Source organism: Pelotomaculum schinkii (assembly GCF_004369205.1).
Classification (GTDB): domain Bacteria; phylum Bacillota; class Desulfotomaculia; order Desulfotomaculales; family Pelotomaculaceae; genus Pelotomaculum_C; species Pelotomaculum_C schinkii.
The window spans coordinates 789,161-802,600 of record NZ_QFGA01000002.1; the positions used below are offsets into that span (position 1 = coordinate 789,161).

The 13,440-nt window shown below is 53.3% G+C and carries 7 protein-coding genes; 1 reads left to right on the plus strand and 6 read right to left on the minus strand.

From position 1 onward, the window contains the following. Positions 1-19: 19 nt before the first annotated feature. A complete protein-coding gene (gene ltrA / locus Psch_RS14650; protein WP_190258613.1) occupies positions 20-1,288 on the minus strand; it encodes a group II intron reverse transcriptase/maturase in 1,269 nt (422 codons plus the stop codon). A gap of 850 nt (positions 1,289-2,138) precedes the next feature. Between ltrA and Psch_RS14655 the strand changes: the two genes are divergently transcribed. After that, entirely contained in the window at positions 2,139-2,486 is a 348-nt protein-coding gene (locus Psch_RS14655; protein ID WP_190258614.1) for a cupin domain-containing protein, read from the plus strand. A 25-nt stretch (positions 2,487-2,511) separates the two neighbouring features. On the opposite strand, the gene Psch_RS14660 is transcribed toward Psch_RS14655, so the two are convergent. The 5 genes from Psch_RS14660 to Psch_RS14680 all read right to left on the minus strand — a co-directional run bounded on the left by Psch_RS14660 (position 2,512) and on the right by Psch_RS14680 (position 13,430). Further along, positions 2,512-6,432 carry a choice-of-anchor Q domain-containing protein gene (locus Psch_RS14660; protein ID WP_190258615.1) on the minus strand — a complete coding sequence of 1,307 codons (3,921 nt, stop codon included), beginning with the start codon at positions 6,430-6,432 and terminating at the stop codon, positions 2,512-2,514. A gap of 545 nt (positions 6,433-6,977) precedes the next feature. Then, on the minus strand, positions 6,978-9,335 hold the full coding sequence (locus Psch_RS14665; protein WP_190258616.1) for an endonuclease MutS2: 2,358 nt from the start codon (positions 9,333-9,335) through the stop codon (positions 6,978-6,980). Between the two features lie 9 nt (positions 9,336-9,344). Continuing rightward, positions 9,345-9,722, minus strand: a complete 378-nt coding sequence (locus Psch_RS14670) for a YkvA family protein (protein ID WP_190258617.1) — start codon at positions 9,720-9,722, stop codon at positions 9,345-9,347. 186 nt (positions 9,723-9,908) lie between these two features. Further along, a complete protein-coding gene (locus tag Psch_RS14675) occupies positions 9,909-12,467 on the minus strand; it encodes a U32 family peptidase (RefSeq protein WP_190258618.1) in 2,559 nt (852 codons plus the stop codon). Next, on the minus strand, positions 12,468-13,430 hold the full coding sequence (locus Psch_RS14680) for a Nif3-like dinuclear metal center hexameric protein (RefSeq protein ID WP_190258619.1): 963 nt from the start codon (positions 13,428-13,430) through the stop codon (positions 12,468-12,470). Between the last annotated feature and the right edge of the window lie 10 nt (positions 13,431-13,440).

Consider the following 13,440-nt stretch of genomic DNA (forward strand, 5'->3'; position numbering starts at 1 on the left):
TGACAAACCTCGGTCGTTATCATTCATAATAACAAGGCAAAATCCCGACTTTTACCTTTGTCATATCAAACAGCTTAAGCGTGTCGAACCACCGGTTTGGAAGCGCCATGCTGATTAACGGGCTCGCTGAATTTCTCCAGAGTGTTACAGAGATTTTCTCGAAATTTCCGTGATATCCCATCCGGCGCAACTGCTTGTGTAGCGCTTTCCATGACTTCCATTCCTTCATCTTTTTCATCCGGAGCCGCCTTCTTATCCAGCCCATCAGATCCTCCAGCAATGCCTTGCAGTTGGCTATCCTGAAATAGTTAACCCAACCGCGCAATACAGGATTAAGTTCTTTTGTGACGTTCTCCAGATTCTTTCCCTGATTCCTTTTGGTCAGTTTCTTGATCTTGTCCTTGAAGCGTTTGATTCTTTTTGGATGTATGGCCACCCACTTTTCGTATATGTTAACTCCCAAGTAGGCCACACCTTGATGTACGCTGGTTATGCAGGTCTTTTCCCGGTTCACCTTTAGCTTCAGGTCTTTTTCCAGTATCTCTATGGCGCAGGCCATGTACTGACCTACCTGTTTCCGGCTTTTTCCGAAAATCAGGATATCATCTGCATAACGCACTATTCGTATCCCGGCTGCCTTCATCTTTTGGTCAAATTCATCAAGGTAGATGTTCATAAGCAATGGGGAGATTGGTCCGCCCTGGGCTGCGCCCAGTTCCGTCTCTTTTACCACTCCTTCTTCCATCACTCCTGATTTCAGGAACTGCCTCACCAGTTTCAGAATCTGCCCGTCGCTGACTTTCCTGTTTACTGCCCTGATTATTAACTCATGGTCCAGCGTGTCAAAGCATTTGGACAGGTCCATGTCGGCAACATATGTGAGTCCGTATTTATTCATGAACCTTTCCGCCTTGGCTATCGCATGCTGGCAGGATTTCCCCGGCCTGTACCCGTAGCTTGACGGATGGAAATCCGGGTCGAAGATGGGCTCCAGTACGTTTTTCAGGGCCTGTTGCGCCACTCTATCCCGGATCGCGGGTATTCCTAATGGTCTTAGGCTTTTGTCCTCTTTTTCGATGTAGGTTCTTCTCACCGGCTGTGGTTGGTATGTGCCGGTTTTGAGTTCTTCATGCAGCTTCTGGAGGTTCTCCGAAAGCCCGGCTTCAAAGGCTTCAATAGTCTCCCCATCCATTCCTGGGGCTCCCTTATTGGCCTTCACCGCCTGAAATGACTTTCTCAGGTTCTCCATCTGATACACTTTGTCTCTCAAACTGTACCATTTCCGCATGATTCTCTCCCTTTCGCCATGCTCGCCTTCGCATTCTCGTTCCGGTTGCCGGTTTCTTCGTCCAATTTGCGGGCTTCTCTAGCTTTCGCAATATACCTCGCCTCCTTGGACTACTCCGTCCTGTGCGGTCGGTTGCGCCAGCAAATTCGTCATCCCCGGTGCTACCGTACCCCTTGGCATTTCAGCCGCGGTTGTCTTCACTTGAACCGTCACTACCTTTACGTTGCTTGCATTCCTTGGTTTGTCTTCGTCCCTTCGCAGGTGCTAAAGGCTTTTGGCTCTTTAGTCCTCATTGCAACCAGGTGCAATGTCCCCTCAGTTTTCTCCTCCAGTCTGTTACCAGCCTTCATTGGCTGGGGGTTTCTCGCTACTACGGACTCATCTGCCACCCTGCACCACGTCTTCTCTTCCTTGTGTTTCCACTTGTTTGAGCTTACCTGTTTTATCAGGATGATACAGGGCTTCCCCGGTAAAGTCTGCTTGCCTGAACTTGAACTCATCCGTCCTAACTCACCAGGTCTTCTAGCTTTCGGGCTTTCCCACTTGTTGCAAGGTTACCCACCTGATGAGCCAACTCCGGTATCACTTGCGCTATGTTCCAAGTTCCCCCGTCGGCTTCCTCCGGACCCCACCGTTACCAGTGGTGCCCTTGCTTACAGGTTGTCTTCCCGCTAGTTAGGTAACAGGGTTTCTCTCAACCCATCGGCTCGGCAGACATGCCGGGTGAACAGCAACAAAACCGGGCATGTCCCGGTTTTATTTTTCCTAATAACAAACAAATTTAAATCCCCTGCAGGGATTTTTTTTTGTACCCTGAATTAATAGAAAAAAGTCTTGGGAGGAATCTAACGTGTTCGTTGGCAGCGTCAAAAACCTGGAAGAAATAAAAGTTAACGCCCCCGGTGCGGTAAATGCTTTCAAAAAGACCTTGATCGGCCCACAGGAGGGGTGGGAAGGCTGGGTTATGCGCCTTTTTTCTTTGAAAGACGGCGGCAAGTCGCCCCGCCACAGCCATCCCTGGCCGCATATAAATTATATCCTGCGCGGGCAGGGGGTTTTATTCGTCGACGGTAAGGAGACTCTCCTGGGAGAAGGTTCGGTTGCATACGTGCCCGCCGGTTCACTCCATCAGTTCAGCAGTACCTCAAACGAGGAGCTTGACTTCATCTGCATCGTACCTGAAGAAGGCGATAAATAAAGCTTCAGGTAATAAGGTGTCTCTTCTACTTAGGTTTGAGTACTATCAGGGTGTATTTTTTTTCAGTGCCGCTTTGTGCGGTTACCGTAACAGTAACTTTAACCCTTCTGGCATTCCCGCTGAAAGAAATGGTCTCGGACGCATTCCCACTTTGTACAGTCTTTTTGTCAACCTCTACCGTAGCATTGGCGTCAGCGGTGGTTGGGGTGACGGTAAACCCGCTAACATCATTGCCCACAAGAACCGTATACTCGGTGATGTCTGGCGCAAAGACTGGATCCAATGTTCCTGCGCTTAAAGTTAATCCGCTCAGGTTGGCGCTATCGCTTAAGCTTCCAATGGTAATGAGAATATCTTTAAGCTTACGCTTCTCAGGAGGACGCAGGGAATCCCTTAACGCTTCAATATTGGCCCAATTTAAGCCGTAGCTGGCCGCGGTCTCAGAAGCTATTCCCAAATCACCTTCGAGAATTGCCTCAAGATCTGCTTTAGGTATATTACTAAAGGGGTCAAAGGTCAACGCAGCAATATCAATTGTCAACTTAACTGCTTTAAAAACAGTAATACCTTTTGCCTCAAGAGTATTCCTCAAGCCTGGATCAAAACTACCTTCAACCGTTTTTAAAAAATTGGCCAACTTCGTTAAATCGCCACTTTGTAAATCTTTGATCTTTTCTTCAGTGTCCAGTTGACTTATTACGCTGTTATAAGCGCTTTTCACCTGGGCATTGGTCAGACCCAAATTATTGAGCAGGCTTTTTTGAGCGGGGCTAAGGATATCCGGTATTGTGTCGCTTTCGATGATCCTCTGGCCAATCGCCAGAGCGTCTTTTACCTGCTGAGCGCTCAATTTCTGAAACTTGCTGATCACATTGCTGATAAGATCAGTAATTCCTGCCTCATACGCCCCCATGTCCACCCTGTCTCCGGTGATGCGCGGGCTGCCGTTCAAATCAGTAGTTACGCCCTGGGCTACTCCGCCGGCTTCGAAGGGGACATTGGTGCCGGCATTGATACAAGGCGAATCTGCCTGCAGCCTTAAATTGCCGGGTCCCACGAATAACGGGTCGGCGTCGATGTTGCCGTTCCCGGGATAACCGCCCTGGATGTCGCTGTAAGTGACAGTGGGGTTGCTGAAACTTCCATCGTAGATTTGGGCGCCGCTATTACCCCACAGGATGCAGTTGCTCAGCGTCGGGCTGCTGTTATGGTTGTACATCCCGCCGCCGGAGTTCCTGGCAGTGTTCCCGCTGAAGGTGACGTTGGTCAGCGTCGGGCTGCTGTCAAAGTTCTCCATCCCGCCGCCGGCGTAATCAGAGTGGTTACCGCTGAAGGTGACGTTGGTCAGCGTTGGGCTACTGTAATGATCGTTGGACATCCCGCCGCCGTGGATACCGGCACTGTTCCCGCTAAAGGTGACGTTGGTCAGTTTTGGGCTGCTGTTATCGTTCCACATCCCGCCGCCAGAACGGTTACTGGCATAGTTCCCGCTGAAGGTGACGTTGATCAGCGTCGGGCTGCTGCTGTTAAAGTTTGACATCCCGCCGCCGTAAACGGCACTGTTCCCGCTAAAGGTGACGTTGGTCAGCATTGGGCTGTTGTTGTAAAAGTTGTACATCCCGCCGCCGGTGTAACTGGCACTGTTCCCGCCATTAGCATTGCCTCCGGTGACAGTGCACCCATCCAGCACGGCAGTCTGGTTCAGAGCTAAACCAGCCGGATGATAAAATACGTGATGACAGTTGTCGCTGGCATCACCCTCTACACCAATATCACCGCTTAGAATGGCCGGGTGCGCAGTCCGGTCGCGCCCGGATCTCGTGCTCTCTGTTCCAGCAAAGCCACCGTAGATACCCACCCCGTTCTTCATTTGGAAGTGCTTGCCACGCTCACCAATACCCAGGCCATAGTCGCTGGTCGGCTTATATGTACCCGCAGCCACCCAAATCTCGTCACCGGGCTGCGCAACATCTAACGCTGCCTGTAAGGTGGTGAAAGCGTTACTCCAGCAGGCTCCAGTGTTGTCGCCGGTGGTGTTGCAATTCACATAGATTATTTGTTTGCTGGCTGCAGTGGTTACGGTAACACTGGGACCGGTGGCGCTCCAGTTGCCCTCAGCATCACCTGCTTCCACCTTGAAGACATACCGGGTTCCTGAAGTGAGGCCGGTTACGTTGTAGGGTGTGGGTGTGCCGTCAACAGTATCCAAGTTAACAGTATCCAATATGTTGTTGTTCTTATAGATTTTGTAGCTTGTTACACCCACGTCATCCGTGGCGGCAGTCCAGGTCAAGGTCAGCCCGTTCTGGGTTACATTGCCAGCAGTCAGGCTGCTACCGGACGGCCAGGCGGGCGAACCGGGCGGGAAAGGCTCTGAAAACTCATATGCCCCCATGTCTACGTTAAATGACACGATACGTGGGTTGCCGTCCAGGTCGAAAGTTACAGTTACGGCGTCGTTGCTGCCTGTGTTAATGCAGGGCGAGCCGGCCTGCAACCTTAAATTGCCGGGCCCCACGAACAGCGGGTCGGCGTCGATGTTGCCGTTCCCGGGATGACCGCCCTGGATGTCGCTGTAAGTGACAGTGGCGCTGCTGTCATCTGTATTGTAGATTTGGATGCCGCTATTACCCCACAGGATGCAGTTGGTCAGCCTCGAACTGCTGGCATAGTTGTACATCCCGCCGCCGGAGCCACTGGCACTGTTCCCGCTGAAGGTCACGTTGGTCAACGTTGGGCTGCTGTAATAATAGTTGGTCATCCCACCGCCGAACCCACTGGAGTTGTTCCCGCTGAAGGTGACGTTGGTCAGCGTTGGGCTGCTGGAAGAGTTCCACATCCCACCGCCGCCCCTACTGTAGTTGTTGTTGAAGATGACGTTGGTTAGCGTTGGGCTGCTGGAAGAGTTATACATCCCGCCGCCGGAGCCACCGGAGTTGTTGCTGAAGGTGACGCTAGTCAGTTTTGGGCTGCTGTTCTTATTGTTGGACATCCCGCCACCGTCATAATCGGAGTGGTTCCCACTGAAGGTGACGTTGGTCAGCGTTGGGCTGCTGGAATCATTGTTATACATCCCGCCGCCGTAGACACCGGCTCTGTTCCCGCTGAAGGTGACGTTGGTCAGCGTTGGGCTGCTGTGATCATTATTGTACATCCCGCCGCCAAAGCCGTAGACAGTGTAGTCGCCGGAGCCACTAGTACTGTTCCCACTGAAGGTGACGTTGGTCAGCGTTGGGTTACTGTAATGATCGTTGGACATCCCGCCGCCACGCCTATGGGTACTGTTCCCGTTGAAGGTGACGTGGGTCAGTGTTGGGCTGCTGTTATAGTTGTATATACCGCCGCCGCTACGACTGGAGTTCTTGCTGAAGGTCACGTTGGTCAGCGTGGGGCTGCTGTTATAGTTGTACATCCCGCCACCGTGTACATTGGGGGAACTTTCATTTAACCCGCTATTAGCAACGCCTCCGGTAACAGTGAACCCATCCAGTACGGCGGTTTGGTTGAGGGCAAGACCAGCCGGATGATAAAATACGTGATAACAGTTGTCGCTGGCATTACCCTCTACACCAATATCACCGCTTAGGATGGTCGAGTGCGCAGTCCAGTCGCGCCCGGATCTCGTGCTCTCCGTCCCGGCAAAGCCACCGTAGATACCCGCCCCGTTCTTCATTTCGAAGTGCTTGCCACGCTCACCAATACCCAGGCCATATTCGCTGGTCGGTTTATATGTCCCGGCAGCCACCCAAATCTCGTCACCGGGCTGCGCAACATCCAACGCTGCCTGCAGGCTGGTGAAGGCGTTAACCCAGGAGGATCCGGTGTTGTCACCGGTGGCGTTGCAATTCACATAGATTATCCGCCCTTCGCTAGCGGCCATAGTACCGGCAGAACAAACCAAAAGAGCAAATACCACCACAAGTATCATGGTTAATTTTTTTCTCATACCTAACTCTCCTTAAAGAAATTATTTACCTTTACATTCACATCTCCCTTTTTTGGCTATTTAAGGTTACCAGCTTATGAAAAAATGTCTATAATTCTTATCTAAAATTAGTAAAATCGTGTCTATTTCTCACAAAATCTTGTCTGGATTCGCAACTGACTAAAAAGGAAGAAGAAATGGATTCAGGCTGAAGCTGAAAAACATCTTGTTCTAAATGCTGAGAAGAACCAAAATATTTTACCTTACGCTCTTTTGGAACCTGTTATATATACCAAACAATTGTTAAAAAAAGAGCCTTATTCACGAGGAAAAAGGCTCTTTTCAAACTTTTACTAATAAATTTCTTTCTCTCTTTAACTATCTTGTCAACCTAAACGAACTCTAAACTGCGCGCCCATCCGGGCATGCCACTGCTCAAAGCCGTTAATAGTATTTTTGAGTGTGACAAAAGAGACATCTCAAGCTATGCTTTTATCGGTTCTCAAATCTGATAGGGGTAAATCATTTTCAAACTTTATGAGAACCCACAGAAACAATAGTTAATATCAGGCCAGTTCCACCACCGTGACTCCGTAGCCCCCTTCGCCCTGTTCACCAAGGCGTAGAGACTTCACCCTGCGGTGTCCGTTCAGTTCCCTGTGGATGGCCGTCCTGAGCGACCCGGTACCTTTGCCGTGAATCAGGCAAACCTTTGATAAGCCGGCCAGGTAAGCGTCATCAAGGTACTTTTCTACCAATAAAAGGGCTTCGTCCGCATACAGGCCCCTCAAGTCAAGTTCGGATGATATCTCTCTGGCCTTGTCCAGCAGCACCCCACCCACTTTGTTTTGACCTTTTTGTGGTTCGGGCTTTTCTGCCCGGCGCAGATCTTTAAGCGGTACATTAACCTTCATAATACCCACCTGTACCTGCACCTCGCCATTTGGGCCAGGAGGGCTAAGCACATAGCCCTTCTGGTTGAATTTGGGCAGGTATACCTCCTCACCCGGCCTTAAGTGCCGCGGAGCCTCTCCTGCCGCTGTTTTCTCAGGCGATGCCCGGTTGACCCGGTCCTGGGTTTTTTTAAGCCGGGCCCTGGCCTCCTGAATGGCGCTTTCTCTTGCGTGGCCCGCCTCTGCGGCCATCTTATCTTTAAGTTCCCTGATGGCGGCCTCGGCCTCCTGTCTGGCCTCACGGACCAGTAACCTGGCTTCTTCCCCGGCTTTGGACAGGATCTGCTCCTTCTTTTGTTTGAGCTCGTTTTCCGCCCTCTCGCACTTCTCTTTCAGCAGCCTGGCTTCCTCCGACAGGCGCACCGCCTTTTCCCGCTCTGCCTCCGCCTCCTGTTGCGTCCTTTCCAGGTTGCGCATCAATTCATCGATCCGGACCTGTTCTACCGTCAGGAACTCTCTGGCCCTTTTCACCAGTTCGTCCGGCAGCCCCAGCCTTGACGCTATTTCAAAAGCGTTGCTGCGGCCAGGCTTACCGATTAAAAGGCGGTAGGTGGGCTTTAAGGTTACGGCGTCAAATTCCACGCTGGCATTTTCAACCCGTTCGCGGGTATAGGCAAAGTTCTTTAGCTCACTGGCATGCGTGGTGGCGATGGTCCTGGCCCCCGAGGCGTGGAGCTTCTCCAGGATGGACTGGGCCAACGCCGCGCCTTCGGTCGGATCTGTCCCCGCCCCCAATTCGTCCAGAATAACCAGGCTGTCACGCCCGGCCCGCCGGACGATGTCTACGATGTTGGTCATGTGTGAAGAAAAAGTGCTTAAGCTTTGCTCAATGCTCTGCTCATCACCGATATCAACAAAGACCTGCCTGAAAATCCCCAGCCTTGAGCCGTCTCCGGCGGGAATGTGCAAACCCGACTGGGCCATCAGGACCAAAAGGCCCGCGGTCTTCAACGTAACTGTTTTGCCGCCGGTATTGGGACCGGTTATGACCAGGGTGTCGAAATCCTCGCCCAGGCGGAGGTTAACCGGCACTGCCTCGTCCTTCAGCAGGGGATGCCTGCCCTGTCTGATATCCATGTAGGCCTCGCCCTGCAGCACAGGCGCCCAGGCGTCAAGTTTCCGGCTGTATCTGGCCTTGGCCAAAATAAAATCGAACTCGCCCAGGGCTTCAAGGGATATGGATATACTGTCTACCTGCCGGGAAACACCGTCGGATAACTCCGAAAGTATTCGCGCGACTTCCTGCTTTTCCACCAGCAGCAGACGGCGCAGTTCGTTATTTTTATCCACCACCGCCATCGGTTCGATAAACAGGGTGGCGCCGCTGGCGGACTGATCATGCACGATACCGGGCACCTGGGTGCGGTATTCAATTTTGACCGGTACCACATACCGCCCTTCCCGGACCGTCACAATCGGGTCCTGGAGGTATTTCTGGTAATTGGGAGAGCGAATGACGTGTTCCAGATGTTCCTTGATCTGGAGCTGATGGTTCATAATTTTCCGTCTCACCTGAGCGAGTTCGGCGGAAGCTCCGTCAGCCACCTCGCCACCGGGCAGGATAGCCTTTTTTATTTGTCTTTCCAGATCCGGCAGGGAGGCCAGGGAATCAGCCAGCCGGCTTAAGATGGGGTACCGCTCCTGTTTTTCCTGCAGGAAAGCTTTTATAGCCCTGCCGGCCGAAAGCGTATCCGCCACCGCCAGCAATTCACCCGGCTCGAGGACGGCGCCGCTCCCGGCGCGTTTTAGTTGCACCCTGATGTCCTTCCAGCCGCCGATTTCCGCGGTCGGATCCAGCCGCAGCAGTTCCCGCCCCTCGCTGGTCTCAGCCTGCCACCCCAGGATTGCAGCCAGATCGTCAACCGGCTCCAGTTCCATCACCAGCTCACGGCTTAAAGGAGAACCGGTAAAGGAGCCCAGCTGTTCCAGTATCTTTTGGTATTCCAGCCTTTGCAAAGTCTTTCTTTCCATATGCATACCCTAAATGATTTTTTTAGTAAGTTTTTCCACCACATTCTTTGGCAAAAAGAACAGAGCCGATTCAATAATGCTTTGCAGGGAAGCAATGGCCCCCGCACTGCCTTCCCAGTGTTCCTTGATAACGTCCTCCCCTGCGGAATTCAACAGCCTCTGCAGGGCAATGGCCACGATGTAAGCGTCGTCGACCTGACCTAAAAACGGGATAAAATCAGGGAGCAGATCCACCGGAGAAAAGACGTAGGCGATGGCAGCCCCCAGGATCGCCTTGTCGGCGGTTGAAACACGGGGATCTTTAACCAGGCGGTACATCAGTTTGAGAAAATTGGGGATTTCTGTGATAAACTCCATGAGCAATGATTTTGCTTTGTCTCTATCCATGAATATCCCTCCGGATAAGAACCTCTTTGCTAATCCCAATGCATGCTGCATGATTTGATTCCTGGGCAAAACGGATTTCACCTACGGTAAATAGTCGTAGGTCGTAAGGCGTAGGGCGTAGGTTTACTGCATTCCTCATAGGTCAAAAAACTAATTTGTGACAAATGTTGTTTGTCACCTGTTTTTTTAATCAACTCCACGGTAGTAATGGCCCTTGGTAAAACCTGCCGGGCTGTACTTGAGCATCATATCCTTTAAGCCGGCCGTTCTTTCCTGGATTTGCGAAGCAGGCAGCTCGAGAGCGGTATGGTATGACTTCACCACGTCCCGCACGTAATCGGGTCCCTGCCGTCCGGCCTCAATTCTCAATACGGAGACACCTGCGCTCCTGAGGGCGGCGAGGTCCTCAATCATGCAGAGGTCACGCGAGTTAAAAATGTGCATCCGGCAGTGCCGGTCCGTCTCCACCGGAAATACTACCCCCTTGCGATCCTTTAAAGCGAAAGTATTGCGGCGGCATACGCCGCAAGTCTTTTCATTTGGAAGCAAAAGAACCGTCCCCCTGCTTCCGTTTTCGAGGAGGCTGCCCGGAGCGCAGTACTCGGACACCATCAGGGGCAGCGCCCCGTGCACAACGGCCTCCGCCGGAACCGACAACAGCGGAACCAGGCGCCTCACCTGCTCCAGCGTGAGCTCAGGGGAAAGGGTCAGCCCGGCCACACCGGCTTCCTGCAAAAATAAGGCTGCGGCATGGTTGTAAACATGCAGGGGAAAATCAGCGAAAACCGGCACTCCGGTAATCTCCCCGGCTCTATGTATTAACCCCAGGTTTCCGGTAAGCAAACCGTCCAGACACTCCCCGGAAGCTCCTTCCAACAACCGGCAAAAGTCTTCGAGTTCTTGTTCACGCATGATCCGGGGAGAGGCGAGGATAAACCGGATACCCGACTTCCGGCAAATCTCACTACCTGCATAAATATCCTCCATACTAAGCATTGGTTTGGAACGGAACTGCTCCCCACCAAAGTTCACTTCCCCTGCCCCGGCCTTAACCGCCGCGCGCAGCGAAGGCAGGTCTCCGACCGATACGGAAAGCACGGTCCTGGTTGTGTTAGCGCCGCCGGATGATAAATCCCGTGCCAGCGCCTGCGACAGGCGGCTGTTGAAGACATCTTCCGGCACTACCGTAGCCTTTAAACCCGCGGCCCGCCGTCTCTCCAACTGCGCCAGGGCCTCCCTCCGGGCTTCATTGAGCTCGCTAACAGGAACCATCACCTGCCCGTCCAACCGGCAGTCCAGAGACCCCAACCCAAAAGGTGTGTTTCCCAGACGGTCCAGCTGCTTTTCCAGGTAGGCCAAGGTCAGCGGGCGGTTCACCGCCTCAGCTGCCTTGGAAACCGTAGCAGCCTCCCCGGTAAACCCCGCGGGGTCTTGAACCCGTATCCGCAGCGGTTCCCCGGCCCTGGCTGCAACTGTAAACGCCAGCGGGATTTTCTTAACTTCTCTAGGGGAAGTAAAACTGGCGCGGGCCCGCTCGATCAAATCGGCGTCATGGGTCTTGAAGACCCGGTCACCCGGGAAAACCCGGCCATTAATGTCCAGCTGCACTACCGCTTTGCCGGGCGCACGCTCAACTGACCTGCCGCCCAGCATGATGCGGCCGACTTTTCCTACCGCCCTTCCACCATCACTGACCCAGACTTCGATACCGTCACCAACCCGCAGCGGGCTTTCTAAGATCACTTCCGCCAGGCGGTTGTGCCGGTTAAAGCCCTTAACCCTGCCCAAGCGGACGCCCCGGTTGTTGGGGCGCTTCCAGCTCATCAACTCTCGCCCCGGACGCCCGTAAAAATAGCCGGTGGTAAATTCCCGGTTGAAAACCTGGGCCAACTGCCTGGCCGCCTCTGGACTGACAGAAAAATCGCCGCCCGATACCGCCCGGTCGAGCAGTCCCCGGTAAATTCGCACTACTGTCGCGACGTATTCCGGTCTTTTCATCCGTCCCTCAATCTTTAAAGCGGTAACGCCGGCTTTGACCAGATCCGGCAAATATCCGCTCATGTTGAGGTCACGGGGACTTAAAAGGTATTCTCCGGTCTGAGCCGGATCGGCCAGAGGCCGGCCCGCCTTATCAACCAGGGCATATTTCAGCCGGCAGGGCTGGGCGCAGCGGCCCCTGTTCCCGCTGCGGCCGCCAATCAGGCTGGACATGAGGCACTGTCCGGAATAGCAGACACAGAGGGCGCCATGTACAAAAACTTCGATTTCCAAACCACTAAGCCGGACAATTTCACTTATTTCATCAAGGGATAGCTCCCTGGCCAGCACCACCCGGTTAATCCCATTCTCCTTTAAAAGACGGGCCGCGGACAGGTTGTGAATGGTCATTTGGGTGCTGGCATGGACAGGGAGTTCCGGAATTACCTTTCGGGCCAGACCTGCCAGGCCCAGGTCCTGCACAATGGCGGCGTCCGCCCCGCAGTTTTGGAGGAAATGCAGGAACCGGACAGCCTGAGGAAGTTCCTGCTCATCCAGGAGTATGTTCACGGTAACGTAGACCTTGACTCCCCGGACGTGGGCAAAATAAACAGCCCGCTCGATTTCCTCATGGTCAAAATTTCCCGCGGACTGCCTGGCGTTAAACAACGTGCCGCCCAGATAAACGGCATCGGCGCCGTTTTCCACGGCAGCCACCAGGGACTCCCAGGTACCGGCCGGGGCCAGCAGCTCCGGCTTCCGCTGCATCTACAGCTGCTCCTTCCGCTCGTATCTCAATAACCCGGCACAGGGCACCACCTCGACACCACGCCGTACCAGTTGGTCCAGCACCAGGTTCAGACCAAGTGAGTCACTGGCCATGTGGCCGGCAATGATGACTTTTATGTGGTTTTTCTCTGCTTCCTTACGGTGTTTTTCACCGATGTGCATCACGATCAGGGTGCCGACACCAGCCGTGGCCAGCTTGGCGTAGGCGTCCTCAGAGCCGCTGGTGCCCCCGGTCATGTCCACCATAATTTTACCTGCCCTGTTTTTCTTGTTGCCCAGGACGATGGCCGGTCCGGCATTGTACTGGACGGCCTCGGCATACTCCGGTATTTCCTTGAGTATTTTGATCACGTCGTCGAGTGTTTCCGGCTGCTTTTCATCCATCATATTCTGGAGAAGAGTGTTGACATGGTTGTCCGCAGGCGTGTGGATGCACATGAGGGGGATATCCAAAAGCCTTGCCGCGTCCACCGCGCGGTTGTGGTTCAACGGCATCAGGCCGAGCTTCACCTCGTTAATCCGTGAGGCCATAATACCCTCGGCGACATTAATCGGCACCCCGAACTTGGCCAGCACATCCTCCTGCAGGGACATAACCTGGTACAACGCCGACATGGCCTTGCCCTCCGGGTGATGGGCGATAATCAGGTCTATTTTGGTCCCGCGGGTACTCAGCCTGTCAGCCAGGAGCACTTCCGCCGTTTCCATATCGATCCCGGAGAGAACCCTGGTCACCTCACGCTCCGGGTCTCCGTAGAGGAGCCTGGTATCACCGTAAGGGTTAAACAATTTATCCTGGTCAAATTCCTTTTTTTCGTCTTCCTTCAGCTCATCATAGAGCTTCCTTTCTTTTTCAAGCAGCTTCATTACCGTTTCCCTGGCACGTGGATCCTGCTCTATGCCCTTTTCAACCGCCAGCTGGTAAATCTCCTTGATCTTCAAACTGATTTTC

What these genes read in the sequence shown, in the direction of transcription:
- Psch_RS14660 (WP_190258615.1), bottom strand. Translation starts at nt 6,432, where the DNA reads ATGAGAAAAAAATTAACCATGATACTTGTGGTGGTATTTGCTCTTTTG.
- Psch_RS14670 (WP_190258617.1), bottom strand. Translation starts at nt 9,722, where the DNA reads ATGGATAGAGACAAAGCAAAATCATTGCTCATGGAGTTTATCACAGAA.
- Psch_RS14675 (WP_190258618.1), bottom strand. Translation starts at nt 12,467, where the DNA reads ATGCAGCGGAAGCCGGAGCTGCTGGCCCCGGCCGGTACCTGGGAGTCC.
- Psch_RS14665 (WP_190258616.1), bottom strand. Translation starts at nt 9,335, where the DNA reads ATGGAAAGAAAGACTTTGCAAAGGCTGGAATACCAAAAGATACTGGAA.
- ltrA (WP_190258613.1), bottom strand. Translation starts at nt 1,288, where the DNA reads ATGCGGAAATGGTACAGTTTGAGAGACAAAGTGTATCAGATGGAGAAC.